General features: G+C 71.3%; 12 protein-coding genes. 2 read left to right on the forward strand and 10 right to left on the reverse strand.

What is annotated here, in order from left to right; translation table 11 throughout:
• Window positions 1-76 precede the first annotated feature (76 nt).
• Window positions 77-1,684, forward strand: a complete 1,608-nt coding sequence (locus B1H29_RS23460) for a beta-N-acetylhexosaminidase (protein ID WP_055417741.1) — start codon at window positions 77-79, stop codon at window positions 1,682-1,684.
• 69 nt (window positions 1,685-1,753) lie between these two features.
• Here the strand turns inward: B1H29_RS23460 and B1H29_RS23465 are convergent, their stop codons facing one another.
• The 10 genes from B1H29_RS23465 to B1H29_RS23510 form a co-directional block, all read right to left on the reverse strand.
• The gene (locus B1H29_RS23465; RefSeq protein WP_055417060.1) at window positions 1,754-3,523 is read right to left on the reverse strand and encodes an IucA/IucC family protein; all 1,770 of its coding nucleotides are present in this window, start codon (window positions 3,521-3,523) and stop codon (window positions 1,754-1,756) included.
• Window positions 3,520-4,077 (reverse strand): GNAT family N-acetyltransferase, encoded by a 558-nt coding sequence (locus B1H29_RS23470; RefSeq protein WP_055417059.1) that lies wholly within the window; start codon window positions 4,075-4,077, stop codon window positions 3,520-3,522. Before B1H29_RS23470 ends, B1H29_RS23465 begins: the two co-directional genes overlap by 4 nt.
• Window positions 4,074-5,354, reverse strand: coding sequence for a lysine N(6)-hydroxylase/L-ornithine N(5)-oxygenase family protein (locus B1H29_RS23475; RefSeq protein ID WP_055417058.1), 1,281 nt, complete (start codon window positions 5,352-5,354; stop codon window positions 4,074-4,076). Before B1H29_RS23475 ends, B1H29_RS23470 begins: the two co-directional genes overlap by 4 nt.
• Window positions 5,338-6,780, reverse strand: coding sequence for a lysine decarboxylase DesA (desA, locus tag B1H29_RS23480; protein ID WP_055417057.1), 1,443 nt, complete (start codon window positions 6,778-6,780; stop codon window positions 5,338-5,340). The genes B1H29_RS23475 and desA overlap by 17 nt, the downstream gene beginning before the upstream one ends.
• Before the next feature lie 190 nt (window positions 6,781-6,970).
• Window positions 6,971-7,843 carry a siderophore-interacting protein gene (locus B1H29_RS23485; RefSeq protein WP_055417056.1) on the reverse strand — a complete coding sequence of 291 codons (873 nt, stop codon included), beginning with the start codon at window positions 7,841-7,843 and terminating at the stop codon, window positions 6,971-6,973.
• A 33-nt stretch (window positions 7,844-7,876) separates the two neighbouring features.
• A complete protein-coding gene (locus B1H29_RS23490; RefSeq protein ID WP_055417055.1) occupies window positions 7,877-8,923 on the reverse strand; it encodes an ABC transporter substrate-binding protein in 1,047 nt (348 codons plus the stop codon).
• A 132-nt stretch (window positions 8,924-9,055) separates the two neighbouring features.
• Window positions 9,056-10,216, reverse strand: a complete 1,161-nt coding sequence (locus B1H29_RS23495) for an acyl-CoA dehydrogenase family protein (protein ID WP_055417740.1) — start codon at window positions 10,214-10,216, stop codon at window positions 9,056-9,058.
• A 5-nt stretch (window positions 10,217-10,221) separates the two neighbouring features.
• Complete coding sequence (locus B1H29_RS23500) at window positions 10,222-11,202, reverse strand: hydroxymethylglutaryl-CoA lyase (RefSeq protein ID WP_055417054.1); 981 nt, start codon at window positions 11,200-11,202, stop codon at window positions 10,222-10,224.
• A complete protein-coding gene (locus tag B1H29_RS23505; RefSeq protein ID WP_055417053.1) occupies window positions 11,199-13,154 on the reverse strand; it encodes an acetyl/propionyl/methylcrotonyl-CoA carboxylase subunit alpha in 1,956 nt (651 codons plus the stop codon). The genes B1H29_RS23500 and B1H29_RS23505 overlap by 4 nt, the downstream gene beginning before the upstream one ends.
• Before the next feature lie 11 nt (window positions 13,155-13,165).
• Complete coding sequence (locus tag B1H29_RS23510) at window positions 13,166-14,782, reverse strand: carboxyl transferase domain-containing protein (RefSeq protein WP_055417052.1); 1,617 nt, start codon at window positions 14,780-14,782, stop codon at window positions 13,166-13,168.
• Between the two features lie 96 nt (window positions 14,783-14,878).
• On the opposite strand from B1H29_RS23510, the gene B1H29_RS23515 reads away from it, so the two are divergent.
• Window positions 14,879-15,526 (forward strand): TetR/AcrR family transcriptional regulator, encoded by a 648-nt coding sequence (locus tag B1H29_RS23515; protein ID WP_055417051.1) that lies wholly within the window; start codon window positions 14,879-14,881, stop codon window positions 15,524-15,526.
• Window positions 15,527-15,577: the final 51 nt, after the last annotated feature.

Consider the following 15,577-nt stretch of genomic DNA (forward strand, 5'->3'; position numbering starts at 1 on the left):
TCACCGCTTCTGCGTACGGCGGTTGTGAGGGAGAGTGGTCTACACCCATCTGTGCACCATCGTGAAGGGAGCGCCCGTGAGACCTCTTCGACGGCACCACAGAACGACTCCCCGACTGACCCGGATCCTGGGCTCGCTGCTGCTGGTCGCGGCGGTCGGCGCCACGACCACCGCGGCGGCACCGGACCGGCGGACGGCGGCGACCCCGCTGGACCGGGTGATCCCGGCCCCCGCGTCGGTCGAACCCGGCGGCTCCCCCTACCGGGTCACCCGCGGCACCCACATCCGCGTCGACGACTCGCGCGAGGCCCGCCGCGTCGGCGACTACCTCGCGGACCTCCTGCGGCCCTCCACCGGCTACCGGCTCCCCGTCACCTCCCACGGCCACGGCGGCATACGACTGCGCCTGGCCAAGGGCCCGTACGGCAACGAGGGTTACCGCCTGGACAGCGGCCGCGGCGGCGTCACCATCACCGCCCGCAAGGCCGCCGGCCTCTTCCACGGCGTCCAGACCCTCCGTCAGCTCCTGCCCGCCGCCGTCGAGAAGGACTCCGTGCAGAGCGGCCCCTGGCTGGTCGCGGGCGGCACCATCGAGGACACCCCGCGCTACGCGTGGCGCGGCGCGATGCTGGACGTCTCCCGGCACTTCTTCACCGTCGACGAGGTCAAGCGCTACATCGACCGGGTCGCCCTCTACAAGTACAACAAGCTCCACCTGCACCTCAGCGACGACCAGGGCTGGCGCATCGCCATCGACTCCTGGCCGCGCCTCGCGACGTACGGCGGTTCCACGGAGGTCGGCGGCGGACCCGGCGGCCACTACACCAAGGCGGACTACCAGGAGATCGTCCGCTACGCCGCCTCCCGCCACCTCGAGGTCGTCCCCGAGATCGACATGCCGGGCCACACCAACGCGGCCCTCGCCTCCTACGCCGAGCTGAACTGCGACGGCGTGGCACCCCCGCTGTACACCGGCACCCAGGTCGGCTTCAGTTCGCTGTGCGTGGACAAGGAGGTCACGTACGACTTCGTCGACGACGTCGTGCGCGAACTCGCCGCGCTCACCCCGGGCCGCTACCTCCACATCGGCGGCGACGAGGCGCACTCCACCCCGCACGAGGACTTCGTGAAGTTCATGGACCGCGTGCAGCCGGTCGTCGCGGAGTACGGCAAGACGGTCGTCGGCTGGCACCAACTGGCCGGCGCGAACCCGGCCAAGGGCGCGCTCGTCCAGTACTGGGGCCTGGACCGCACCAGCGACGCGGAGAAGGCCCAGGTCGCCGAGGCCGCGCGGAACGGGACCGGGCTGGTCCTGTCCCCGGCCGACCGGACGTACCTGGACATGAAGTACAACAAGGACACCCCGCTGGGTCTGTCCTGGGCGGGATACGTGGAGGTGCGGCGGTCCTACGACTGGGACCCGGCCGCCTACCTGCCGGGCGCACCGGCCGCCGCGGTCCGGGGCGTCGAGGCGCCGCTGTGGACGGAGACCCTGGAGAACCCGGACCAGCTCGATTTCATGGCGTTCCCGAGGCTGCCGGGCGTCGCCGAGCTGGGCTGGTCCCCGGCGAAGACGCACGACTGGGACACCTACAAGGTGCGGCTCGCCGAGCAGGCGCCGCGCTGGGAGGCGCTGGGGATCGACTACTACCGCTCGCCGCAGGTGCCCTGGAACACGGACTGACCCGCGGTGTCCGACGGGCACCCCGGAGGACCGTCCCCGGGGTGCCCGCCCGTCTGTGCGGGGCCTTCGCTACCGGCCCGCGATCGGGTTCCTCAGGTGCCCGATGAGCTGGAGCGCGCCGGACGGGTCCGCGAGGTCCACCATCTGCTCGTTGTCGCGCAGTTGGAGCCGGTTGAGGCAGGACAGTGCGAACTCGGGCGCGAACATGTCGAACCGGGCGAACTTCTCGGCCAGCTCCGGCACCGACTCCTGGTACTCCCGGGTGACCTCCGCGACCGTCCCCCAGAAGACGTCCTCCTCCACGATCCCCTCGTCGGCGAGGTTCGCGGCGAGGAAGCGGAAGAAGCAGTCGAAGACGTCCGTGAAGATCGACAGGAGCTTCTTGTCGTCCGGGACCTCGACCGCGATCCGCGAGACCTCCGGCGGCAGCACCGCGGCCGGGTCCATCACCGCGATCTCCTCGGCGATGTCCTTGAAGATCGCGCGCTGCACCACCCCGTCCCTCAGGACCAGGATCACGTTCTCGCCGTGCGGCATGTAGACCAGGTCGTAGGCGTAGAAGCTGTGCAGCAGCGGGACGAAGTAGGCCCGCAGGTAGTGGCGCAGCCACTCGGCGGGCGCGAGCCCCGACCGCTCGATCAGCGCGCCCGCGAAGGACGCGCCCTCGTGGTCGACGTGGACGAGGGACGCCATCGTGGCCAGGGACTCCCCGTCCCGGAGGGAGGGCACGGGGCTCTCGCGCCACAGCGCCGCCAGCATCTTGCGGTACGGCGAGTAGCGGTCGGTGGCCTGCTCGTACTCCAGGTGCCGGTAGCCGACGGCCGCCCGCTCCCGGATGACCGACAGGCCCGTCGACTTCAGCACCGGGTCGCCCTCGACGAGCTGGGCGAGCCAGTCGTTGATGGCCGGGGTCGCCTCCATGTACGCCGCCGACAGGCCCCGCATGAAGCCCATGTTGAGGACGGACAGGGCCGTCTTCACGTAGTGCTTCTCGGGGTGCGAGGCGTTGAAGAAGGTGCGGATGGACTGCTGGGCCAGGTACTCGTCGTCGCCCTCGCCGAGGCAGACCAGGTGCCCGCGGGCGACCTCGGCGGCGAAGGTCACGGTCAGCTTATTCCACCACTGCCAGGGGTGGACCGGGATGAACAGGTAGTCGGCCGGGTCCAGGCCCCGCTCGCGCAGGACGCGGTGGAAGCGGTCGACGGTCGCCTCGCCCAGTTCGTCCCGCACGAAGGACTCGTACTCGATGCCCACCCCCGCCGTGAACGCCGCCCGCGAGCGGTGCGCGGCCAGCCACACCAGCCGGACGGGGCTCGCGGTCTCGGGGGCGTACGAGAGGTACTCGTGGACGCCGAAGCCGAGCCGCCCGTTGTTGGCGACGAAGCAGGGGTGGCCCTCGGTCATGCCGGTCTCGATCGCCTGGAAGCCGCTCTTCGCCAGCTCGGCACAGGTGAGCTTCGGCTTGGTCAGCTTGTAGCAGGTGCCGGAGAGGGTGGAGGAGATCTCCTCCAGGTAGACGGGCAGGATCTCGTCGCTCAGGCCCAGCGACTCCTTCAGCTCGATGAAGAAGTCCAGCGCGGCGAGCGGGAGTCGTGCGCCGTCGCGGTGACGCGTGATCGAGTCGGCGTCCACCTGCCAGTGGTCCAGGGCGCGGAGGGTGGCGGTGAAGCGGTAGTCGGTCTTGCCGTCGTCGCTGCGTACGACGTAACCCGCCTCGTCCCTCTCGGGCGTGATCAGCCGCTCGTGTGCGAACTCGGCCAGGGCCTTGCGGACCAGGAGGCGGTTGGCCTGCTCCCAGTGCTCGGGGGTCAGGTGGGAGACGGCGTCGGCGAGGCTCACGCGGACACCGCCCTCTCGAACCGCTCGCGGGTGCAGAAGCTCAGCAACGCCTTCTTCTCCGGCTTCTGGATCTCGCGCTCGGGCACGAATCCGACGGCTGCGTTCAGGGCGTGGACGGCGGTGTTGCCGACGTCCGGCTCGACGACGACGCGTGCGGTCGCCGGGTCGGCGAACAGCTCGGCCATCACGGCGGTGATGACGGCGCGGGTGAATCCGTGCACGGGCCGGTCGGTGGGGGCGACCAGGAAGTGCATGCCGACGTCGCCGGGCTCGGGCTCGTACAGGCCGGCGAGCTCGCGGTGGGCCGGGTCGTACTTCTCCATCAGGAAGGCGGGGACGCCGTCGTGCAGGCCGACGTAGGCGTGGTGGTGCTCGTCGGCGGCTATCGCCATGTACGCCCGCTCGACGTCCACCAGTTGCGCGTCCTGCATCATCCAGAACGCGGACTTGGGATGCGATACCCAGCCGTGCAGCAGCTCGGCGTCCCGCACGGGGTCGAGGGGGCGGATGGTCAGGGCGCCGATGCCGGCGACCGTGGGGGTGGTGGTGCTCATGCGCTGAACTCCTGGAACGCGATCGACTTCTCGACCGGGTAGTACTCGGTGCCGAGCAGCTCTCGGACGATGTAGCTGTTGCGGTAGGCACCCATGCCCAGATCGGGGCTGGTGATGCTGTGCGTGTGGACACCCGCGTTCTGCAGGAACACGGCGCTGCCCGTGACGTCGACGGCGTAGTTGCGGGCGACGTCGAAGTTGCCCCGGGAGTCGTAGCGCAGCCGGTCCCGGACGGGCTTGAGGAACTCCGGCTCGGCGTACTTGTAGCCGGTGGCCAGGATCAGCCCCTGGGTGTCGATCTCGAAGTCCTCACCCTGCTCCTCCTGCCGGAAGCCGAGCGTGTACGTGCCGTCCGCGTACCGGGCGCCGGTCAGCGCCGAGTTGGTGAGCAGGCGGGTGGGGACGTGACCGCCGAGCTTCTTCTGGTAGAGCAGGTCGAAGATCTCGTTGATCAGGTCGCCGTCGATGCCCTTGAACAGGCCCTTCTGCTCGGCCGTGAGGCGGTAGCGGGTGTCCTCCGGGAGCGCGCGGTAGTAGTCCACGTACTCCGGCGAGGTCATCTCCAGCGTGAGCTTGGTGTACTCGAGCGGGAAGAAGCGCGGGGAGCGGGTGACCCAGTTGAGCTGGTATCCGTGGACGTCGATCTCGCTCAGCAGGTCGTAGTAGATCTCGGCGGCGGACTGGCCGCTGCCGACCAGGGTGATCGAGTCCTTCTTCACCAGCTCCGCCCGGTGGTGCACGTAGCGGGAGTTGTGGATGAAGTCGCCGGCCAGGCCCCGGCAGGCGTCCGGGATGTGCGGCGGGGTGCCGGTGCCCAGGACGAGGCGGCGGGCGCGGTAGGTGTCGCCGGACGTGGTCGAGACGGCGTACAGCTCCTCGGCCTCGTCGTACGTCACCTCGGTGACCGTCGTGGAGAAGCGGACGCTGCTCAGTTTGTTCGCGGCCCAGCGGCAGTAGTCGTCGTACTCGACGCGCAGCGGGTAGAAGTTCTCCCGGATGTAGAACGAGTACAGCCGGCCCTTCTCCTTCAGGTAGTTGAGGAAGGAGTACGGGGACGTCGGGTCGGCGAGGGTGACCAGGTCCGACATGAACGGGGTCTGGAGGTGGGCGCCGTCCAGGAACATGCCGGCGTGCCACTCGAAGTCCGGCTTGGACTCCAGGAAGACGCCGTTCAGCTCGGCGATGGGCTCGGTGAGGCAGGCGAGGCCGAGGTTGAAGGGGCCGAGGCCGATCCCCACGAAGTCGTACGTCGTGGCGGAATCAGGAAGCGCGGTCAAGGGACTCTCCCAGGTACTGCTCGGCGTGGCCGGCGATCAGATCGAGGACGGCGGCGATGTCGGCCGTGGTCGTCTCGGGGTTGAGCAGGGTGAACTTCAGGTAGTGGCGTCCGGCCACCTTGGTGCCCGCGACCACGGCGTCGCCGGAGGCGAACAGGGCCTTGCGGGCGTACAGGTTGGCGCGGTCGATCTCGGCGGGGTCGGTGACGGCCGCCGGTATGCAGCGGAAGACCAGGGTGGACAGCGACGGTTCGACCACCACGTCGAAGCGCGGGTCGGCGGCGAGCAGTTTCCAGCCCTCGGCGGCGAGGTCGCACACCTCGTCGAAGAGCTGGCCGATGCCGTCGGCGCCCATCACGCGCAGCGTCATCCACAGCTTGAGCGCGTCGAAGCGGCGGGTGGTCTGGAGGGACTTGTCCACCTGGTTGGGGATACGTTCCCGCACCATGCGGCGCGGGTTGAGGTACTCCGCGTGGTAGGTGGCGTGGCGCAGGGTGGCCGCGTCCCGGACCAGCACGGCCGACGAACTCACCGGCTGGAAGAAGGACTTGTGGTAGTCGACGGTGACCGAGTCGGCCCGCTCGATGCCGGTGAGCCGGTCCCGGTACTTCAGTGAGGCGAGCAGTCCGCAGCCGTAGGCCGCGTCCACGTGCATCCACACGCCGTACTGCTCGCACAGCCCGGCGATCTCGGGGAGCGGGTCGATGGAGCCGAAGTCGGTGGTGCCGCCGGTGGCGACGACGGCCATGGGGACCAGGCCGTCCTCGGCGCAGCGCTCCAGTTCACGGGCGAGGGCGACGGTCCGCATGCGCTTGTCGGGGCCGACGGGGATCGTCACGACGGCGTCGGGGCCGAGGCCGAGCAGCTTCGCCGACTTCTGCACGCTGAAGTGGCTGACCTCGGAGGTGAAGACGCGCAGGTCGGCGAAGTCCTCGGTCTTCGCCTCCTCGCGGGCCAGCAGCAGCGCCTGGAGGTTGGACTGCGTGCCGCCGGAGGTGAACACGCCGTCGGCGGCGGGTCCGAGGCCGATCCGGGCGGTGGTCCAGTCGATCAGCTTGCGTTCGATGAGCGTGCCGCCGGCCGACTGGTCCCAGGTGTCCAGCGAGGAGTTGACGGCGGACAGCACCGCCTCGCCGAGCACCGCCGGGATGACGACCGGGCAGTTGAGGTGGGCGAGGTAGCGGGGGTGGTGGAAGTAGACGGCGTCGCGGAGGTAGACGTCCTCCAGCTCGTCGAGGACCGCGGCCGTGTCGTGCAGCGGCTTGTCGAGGTCGATCTCGTCGATGCGGGGGGAGAGGGCGTCGACCGTGACGCCGGTGAACGGCCGGTCGGTGGTGGCGAGTTTGGCGGCCACCCGCTCGACTCCTTCGGTCACGGAGCGGCGGTACTGCTCCGCGGTGGTGTCGTTGAGCAGGTGCGAGCGCATGGGGGAGTCCTCCGGTGGGGACGGTCCGAGAGGGACGGGAGAGGGCGAGGCCCGGACTTCGACTTAGGTTAGCCTAACCTAACTTTAGTTGATCACACGTGTGCCGGCACGTGACTGCCGTCACTCCCGCCCCATCCGGCGGTCACGGACGGTGAGTTGGAGCCTCGCGGCGGCAGGCGGGGGCCGTCGGTCAGCCCTGCTCGCGGAGCTGCTCCTCCGTCAGGCCCTGGCGCCAGTAGCCGACGAAGGTGACCCGGCGGCGGTCGATGCCCCGTTCGCCCACGAAGTGCCGGCGCAACCGCTTGACGCGGCCGGACTCGCCGGCGATCCAGACGTACGGGTGGCCGGTGGGCGGGAGCCGGGCCGCGCGGAGGGTGGCGAGTGCGGCCTCGGGGCCGTCGGCGGCGTCCTTGACCAGCCAGGTGACCTCGGCGTCCGCCGCGGTGCGAAGGTCCTGTACGTCCCCGGCGTGCGGCACCTCCAGCCAGACCCGGGCGCGGGTGCCGGCCGGCAGCGACTCGACGATGGCACAGGCGGCCGGTACGGCGGTCTCGTCGCCCCAGATCACGACCAGGTCGGTGTCCCCGGGCGGCCGGAAGCGGATGGCCCGGTTGTCGGCGACCGCCGGGCCGAGCAGGAGGACCCGGTCGCCGGGGGCGGCGTCGGCGGCCCAGCGGGCGGCGGGGCCGGCCTGGACGGTGGACGCGCCCGGCCCGGCCGGCCCGACACCGTGCAGCACGAAGTCGATGTCGATCTCGGCGGTGTCCCCGTGGGCGTCCCGGCGCAGGGACCGCAGCGTGTACGAGCGCATCACCGCGCGTACGTCGTCCGGCAGTTCACGCCAGCCCTGCCACCAGCCGTCCCCGAGCTCGATCGGCACCGCCGGTTCCGGCTGGCCCGGGTGCGGCAGGAACAGCGACAGGGACTGGTCGCGCCCGTCGGAGTGGAAGGCGCGCAGGTCGGGCCCCGCGAAGGTGACCCGGGCCAGGGACGGGCCGAGCCGCCTCGTCCGTACGACCTGGAGGGAGAAGAAGCGGAACGGGGCGGCCACGGCCGTCGTCATGGAGTGCTCCGGGAGGAGGGGGAGGGCGAGAGGTCAGCGGACCTTCTTGGCGTTCTCGATCGCCTCGGCCAGGTTGTCGAGCAGCGGCGTGCACTTGTCGTAGGACAGGATCGGCTCGGGGGAGCGGGAGATGACCTGGCCGGCCTTGACGGCGGGGAGCGCCTTCCAGGTGCCCTCGGTGATGTCGGCGGGCTGGATGGTCGAGGCGCGGTCGTCCATGATGATGACGTCGGCCGGGTACTTGTCGGCGTTCTCCCAGCTCAGGCTCTCGAACCAGCCGCCGGTCGCCTTCTTGGCCTCCTCCGGGGGCTCCACGATGTTCACGCCGAGGGCCTTGAAGTACTCCAGGTCCACGGAGTAGTTCGAGCCGGAGACGTAGAAGAGGTCCGGCGCGGCCGAGCCGGCCAGCACCTTGATCTCCGGGCGGGCCTTGGCGGCCTTGCGCAGCCGCTCGGCGGCGGCCTCGAACTTCTTCTTCGCCTCGACGACCTTCGTCGCCTTCATGTCGGCGCCCAGCGACTCGGCCAGCTCGGCCATCCGCTGGAGCGGCTTGGGGAGCTGGCGGTCGTAGACCGAGATCGCCACGCTCGGGGCGAGCTTGGCGATCTTGTCCTTGGAGGTCTCCGGGACGTACCAGAGGGTGCCGGCGTCGTCGAACGTCGTGGTGAGGAGGACCTCGGGCCGGAAGGCGGCGTACTGCTCGACGTTGAAGCTGTCGAACTTGTTGCCGAAGATCGTCAGCTTGCTGACGTCCATGTCGCCGGCCTGGACGTCGGCCTTGCCGTCCGGCGTCCTGGTCGGGCCGAAGACGCCCTCGATCTCGATGCCGTAGTCGTACAGGGCGGCGGCGACACCGGTGAAGGCGACGATCCTCGTCGGGACCTCGTCCAGCTTCACGGTCGTGCCGCGGTCGTCCTCGAAGGACCAGGGGCCGGACTTGGCGGAACCCGTGTCCTTGCCGGCTCCACCGCTGTTCGCGTCCTCGTCACCGCAGGCCGCGAGCACGGCACCGAGGCCGAGCGCGCCGCCGGCGGCGAGAATGCCGCGTCGGGTCGGGTGGGTGGCTCTGGCGTTGAACATGGCGTGGCTGCTTTCGAACGGTGCGGAGCGTCCGCAGGACAAGTCCAAGGTAGGTTAGCCTAACCTCAGATCATGTCCAGGGGGTGGTCCGGGCCGAGGTCGAAAGCGGCCCCGGCCCGGAGGGCTCGCGCCTCAGCCCGGCAGTCCCAACTCCCGTGCGATCAGCATCCGCTGGACCTCGCTCGTGCCCTCGCCGATCTCCAGGATCTTCGCGTCCCGCCACATGCGGGCCACGGGGTACTCGTTCATGAAGCCGTAGCCGCCGTGGATCTGGGTGGCCTCGCGGGCGTTGTCCACGGCCACCGTCGACGAGTACAGCTTGGCCAGCGCCGCCTCCTTCTTGAAGGGATCGCCGGCCACCAGGCGGGAGGCCGCGTCGCGCCACGCGAGGCGGGCCGTGTGGGCCTTCATCTCCATGTCCGCGATCTTGAACTGGATGGCCTGGTTGGCGCCGATCGGCCTGCCGAAGGCGTGGCGTTCCTTCGCGTACCTGACGGACTCGTCCACACAGCCCTGCGCGAGCCCCGTGCCCAGCGCGGCGATGGCGACCCGGCCCTCGTCGAGGATGCGCAGGAACTGGGCGTAGCCGCGGCCCTGTTCGCCCAGCAGGTTCGCCGCCGGGACCCGGACGTCGGAGAAGGACAGCTCACGCGTGTCCGACGCGTTCCAGCCGACCTTCGAGTAGGGGGCGGCCACCGTGAAGCCCGGGGTGCCGGACGGGACGATGATCGCCGAGATCAGGGGCCGGCCGTCCGGCCTCCGGCCGGTGACCGCCGTGACCGTCACCAGGCCCGTGATGTCGGTGCCGGAGTTGGTGATGAAGCACTTGGTGCCGTTGATGACCCACTCGTCCGTCGCCTCGTCCAGGCGGGCCGTGGTCCGCGTCGCGCCCGCGTCCGAGCCGCCGTCGGGCTCGGTCAGGCCGAAGGCGCCGAGGATCTCCCCGGAGCACAGGCGGGGCAGCCACGCGCGCTTCTGCTCCTCGGTGCCGAACAGGTGGAGCGGCATCGCGCCCAGCGAGACGCCGGCCTCCAGCGTGATGGCCACCGACGAGTCGACGCGGGCCAGCTCCTCCAGCGCGATGCCGAGGGCGAGGTAGTCGCCGCCCATGCCGCCGTACTCCTCCGGGAACGGCAGGCCGAACAGGCCCATGCGGCCCATCTCCCGGACGATCTCGTACGGGAACTCGTGCTGCTCGTAGAAGTCGCCGATCTTGGGTGCCACGACGTCGTGGGCGAACGCCTCCACCGTGCGGCGGAGGTCCTCGAGTTCGGGGCTGAGCTTGTGGTCCATGGTGGTCACTGATCCTTGTGGGAGTCGGCGTCGGAGCCGGCCGAGTCCTGGTGTGCCAGGGCTCGTACGGTGCGGGACGGGCTGGGCCGGCCCAGGTGGGCGGCCATCCAGACGCTGGTGGCGACGAGACGGCCGAGGTCGACCCCGGTGTCGATGCCGAGGCCGCGCAGCATCCACACGAGGTCTTCGGTGGCGAGGTTGCCGGTGGCGGACTTCGCGTAGGGGCAGCCGCCCAGTCCGCCGGCGGAGGCGTCGACCGTCGTGACGCCGTGCCGCAGCGCGGTCAGCGTGTTGGACAGGGCCTGGCCGTAGGTGTCGTGGAAGTGGACGCCCAGGGCGCTCACCGGCACACCGGCCGCGGTGAGCGCGCCGAGCAGGGCGCTCACCTGGCCCGGGGTCGCCACCCCGATCGTGTCGCCCAGGCTCAGTTCGTCGCAGCCCATGTCCAGCAGGGCGCGGCAGACCTTCACCACCTGGAGGACCGGGACCGGGCCCTCCCACGGGTCGCCGAAGCACATCGAGAGGTAGCCGCGGACGTGGACGTCCGCCTCCTTCGCCCGCGCCACCACCGGCTCGAACATGGTCAGGGCCTCGTCGAGCGTGCGGTTGAGGTTGGCCTTGGCGAAGGACTCCGTGGCACTGGCGAAGACCGCGACGCGGCGGGCGCCGAGCGCCAGGGCCCGGTCCAGGCCCCGTTCGTTCGGGACCAGCACCGGCAGCTCGACCGGCAGGTGGGCGACCGCCGGGAAGAGCTGCTCCGCGTCCGCCAGTTGCGGCACCCACTTGGGGTGCACGAAGCTCGTCGCCTCGATGGTGGTCAGTCCCGTGGCGGCCAGGCGGCGGATGAACTCCGCCTTCACCTGAGCCGGAACGGTCGCCTTCTCGTTCTGGAGGCCGTCGCGGGCGCCGACCTCGTGGACGCGGACCCGCGAGGGCAGGCCCTCCTCCGGTACGGCCATGGGCAGGCCCAGTTCGCAGGCGTTCACGCCGTCTCCTTTGCCCCGTCGTCGGTGGGTGTGATGACCGCCAGCACCTGGTCCATGGCGACCGTCGTGCCCGGTGCCACGTCCAGCTCGGCGACCGTGCCGGCGTGCGGGGCGGAGATGACGTGCTCCATCTTCATCGCCTCCACGACCAGCAGACTCTGCCCGGCGGCCACCTCGTCCCCGACGGCGACCTTCACCACCGTCACCGTGCCCGGCATGGGCGCGGTCAGCGAGTCGCCGCCCGCGTGGGCCGCGCCCGTCAGGGAGGCGGCGACCGGGTCGTGGTCGCGCACGTGCCAGGCGTCGCCGTCGCGGCCCAGCCAGTCGGCGGCGCGGTGGAAGGTGTGCCGGACGCCGTCCAGCGTCACCGCCACCCGGTCCTCGGTGACGGTGTGGGTGCCGCGCGGGGTGTGCTCCACCGGGTCGGTGATCCGCAGGTGGAAGGCGACCGGCTTCGGCTCGCCGCCCGTGCGCCAGCCGCTCGGCACCGAGAACGGGTCCGTCCAGCCGTCGCCGCGCGGTCGCAGCGCGTCCAGCCGTACGGCCGCCGCCGCCTCGTACACCTCCTCCGGTACGTCCGTGGGGACCAGGCCGTCGACCTCCCGCTCCACCAGCCCCGTGTCCAGCTCGCCCGCCACCACCGCCGGGTGGGCCAGCAGCCGGCGCAGGAACCCGGCATTGGTCTGCACGCCCAGCGTCACCGTCCGCGCCAGGGCCGCCCGGAGTCTGCGCAGCGCGGTGGCGCGGTCGGGACCGTAGGCGATCACCTTGGACAGCATCGGGTCGTAGAGGCTGCCGACCTCGCTGCCCTCGCTGAGCCCGGAGTCGGTGCGGACGCCGTCGCCCTCGGGCTCGTGCAGCCGCAGCACCGTGCCGCCGGACGGGAGGAAACCGCGCGCGCCCTCTTTGACGGACACGGTCTCCGCGCACAGCCGCGCCTCGATCGCGTGCCCGGTCAGCCGGACGTCCTCCTGCGCGAGGCCGAGCGGCTCGCCCGCCGCCACCCGCAACTGCCACTCCACCAGGTCCAGGCCGGTGACCAGCTCGGTCACCGGGTGCTCCACCTGGAGGCGGGTGTTCATCTCCATGAAGTAGTACTGGGAGGGGTCCTCGCCCGGCACGATGAACTCCACCGTGCCCGCGCCCCGGTACCCGCACGAGCGCGCCGCCTGTACGGCCGCCTCGCCCATCGCGGCGCGGGTCGCCTCGTCGAGGAGCACGCTCGGCGCCTCCTCGATGATCTTCTGGTGCCGGCGTTGCAGCGAGCACTCGCGCTCGCCCAGGTGCACGACGTTGCCGTGGCCGTCGGCCAGGACCTGGATCTCGATGTGCCGGGGCCGGTCGATCCACCGTTCCACCAGCAGCGTGTCGTCGCCGAAGGATGCGCGGGCCTCGCGGCGGGCGGCGGCGATCTCGTCGGCCAGCACGGCCGCGTCCCGCACCAGCCGCATGCCCTTGCCGCCACCGCCGGCCGACGGCTTCAGCAGCACCGGCGTCCCGATCTCGCGGGCGGCGTCGGCGAGCTGCGCGTCCGTCAGCCCGCTGCCGCTGGAGCCGGGGACGACCGGCACTCCGGCCGCCCGCACCGTCTCCTTGGCACGGATCTTGTCGCCCATCAGGGCGATGGCGTCGGCGGGCGGCCCGATGAAGACCAGCCCCGCCTCCTCGCACGCCCGCGCGAAACCGGCGTTCTCGGCGAGGAAGCCGTACCCGGGATGGACGGCCTGCGCCCCCGTCCGGGCCGCCGCCTCCAGCAACCGCTCGACGGACAGATAGCTCTCCGCCGCCGGCGCCGGACCGATCCGTACCGCCTCGTCGGCCTCCCGCACGTGCCTCGCGTCCGCGTCCGCGTCGGAGAAGACCGCCACCGAGCGCACGCCCATCGAGCGCAGGGTCCGGATGACACGCACCGCGATCTCACCGCGGTTGGCCACCAGTACCGTGTCGAACATAAGTCCCCTCCTCACATCCGGAAGACGCCGAACTGGGGCTCGCCCAGTGGCGCGTTGGCACACGCGGTCAGGGCCAGGCCCAGCACCTGCCGGGTGTCGGCGGGCTCGATCACCCCGTCGTCCCACAGGCGGGCGGTCGCGTAGTAGGCGTTCCCCTGGTGCTCGTACTGCGCGCGGATCGGCGCCTTGAAGGTCTCCTCCTCCTCGGCGGGCCAGTCCCGTCCGCGGGCCTCCAACTGGTCCCGCTTGACCGTGGCCAGCACGGACGCGGCCTGCTCGCCGCCCATGACGGAGATCTTGGCGCCCGGCCACATCCACAGGAAGCGCGGCGAGTACGCCCGCCCGCACATCGAGTAGTTCCCCGCGCCGTACGACCCGCCGACGACGACCGTCAGCTTGGGCACCCGCGTGCACGCCACCGCCGTCACCATCTTGGCGCCGTGCTTGGCGATGCCGCCGGCCTCGTAGTCCCTGCCGACCATGAACCCGGAGATGTTCTGCAGGAACACCAGCGGGATGCCGCGCTGGTCGCACAGCTCGATGAAGTGGGCGCCCTTCTGGGCCGACTCGGAGAAGAGGATGCCGTTGTTGGCGACGATCCCCACCGGGTGGCCGTGGATACGGGCGAAACCGGTGACCAGGGTCTGCCCGTACTCGGACTTGAACTCGGCGAACCGGGAGCCGTCCACCACCCGCGCGATGATCTCGCGGACGTCGTAGGGGGTGCGGGAGTCGACCGGGACCGAGCCGTACAGCCCGTCCGGGTCGACCTTGGGCTCGACGGCGGGCTCCACGCCCCAGGGCAGCGGGCCGCGTCCGGGCAGCGTGGAGACGATCTGCCGCACGATCCGCAGCGCGTGCGCGTCGTCCTCGGCCAGGTGGTCGGTCACCCCGGACACCCGTGAGTGGACCTCGCCGCCGCCCAGCTCCTCCGCCGTGACCACCTCACCGGTGGCCGCCTTCACCAGGGGCGGGCCGCCCAGGAAGATCGTCCCCTGCTCGCGGACGATCACCGCCTCGTCGCTCATCGCCGGGACGTACGCGCCGCCCGCCGTGCAGGAGCCGAGGACGGCGGCGATCTGCGGGATGCCGGCGCCGGACATCCGGGCCTGGTTGTAGAAGATCCGCCCGAAGTGCTCGCGGTCCGGGAAGACCTCGTCCTGCATCGGCAGGAAGGCGCCCCCCGAGTCGACGAGGTACAGGCACGGCAGCCGGTTCTCCAGCGCCACCTCCTGCGCCCTCAGGTGCTTCTTCACGGTCATCGGGTAGTACGTGCCGCCCTTGACGGTGGCGTCGTTGGCGACGATCACGCACTCCCGGCCGCCGACCCGCCCGATCCCGGCGATGACGCCGGCGGCCGGGGCCTGTCCGTCGTAGAGCCCGTCGGCCGCGAGCGGCGCCAGCTCCAGGAAGGGCGAGCCCGGATCGAGCAGCGTGTCCACGCGGTCGCGCGGCAGCAGCTTGCCGCGCGCGGTGTGCCGGGCCCGCGCCCGCTCCCCGCCGCCCAGCCGGGCCGCCGCGAGCTTGGCGCGCAGCTCCTGAACGAGGACGCGGTGCGCCTCCTCGTTGGCCCGAAAGGCCTCCGACGCGGGATCTGCCGCCGTCGTCAGCTCCGGTGCCTCGTGCATCCTGCGGTCCCCTCACCGATGGTCGATCAGTTAATGAGCGTTAACGCATTTCCTTCAGGTTAACGACCGCTAACCTCCCTGTCTAGAATCGACTCCATGGCCACGAGAACCGACGCCCCCACCCGCCGCGAGCAGATCCTCAAGGAGGCTGCCCGGCTCTTCGCCGAGCGCGGTTTCCACGGGGTCGGCGTCGACGAGATAGGCGCCGCGGTCGGTATCAGCGGCCCCGGCCTCTACCGGCACTTCGCCGGCAAGGACGCGATGCTCGCCGAACTGCTGGTCGGGATCAGCGACTCGCTGCTGACCGGGGCGAAGCGGCGGCTGGCGGAGGCCGAGCGGGTGACCGGCTCCGGCGCGGGGCCGGGGGCGGGACCCGGGGCCGGGGGCGCGGCGGGGCCCGAGGCGGTCCTCGACTCGCTCATCGAGGGTCACATCGACTTCGCGCTCGACGACCGCCCGCTCATCACCCTGCACGACCGCGAGCTGGACCGCCTCCGGGACGCCGACCGCAAGATGGTGCGCCAGCTCCAGCGGCAGTACGTCGAGCTGTGGGTCGGCGTGCTCCGCGAGGTCTATCCGGCCGTGGCCGAGCCCGCCGCCCGCTCGGCGGTCCACTCGGTCTTCGGCCTCCTGAACTCCACCCCGCACCTGGGCCGCCCCGGCTCCCTGCCGGGCCGCGCGGTGACGGCGTCGCTGCTGCACCGGATGGCGCGGGGGGCGTTCGCGGCGGTGGCCGCCGGCTGAAGGGGGGCGGCGGGGGCGGGGGAGTGACGAGGGTTACCCGCCTCCCGGTCT

It is taken from the genome of Streptomyces pactum (assembly GCF_002005225.1).
Lineage (GTDB): Bacteria > Actinomycetota > Actinomycetes > Streptomycetales > Streptomycetaceae > Streptomyces > Streptomyces pactum_A.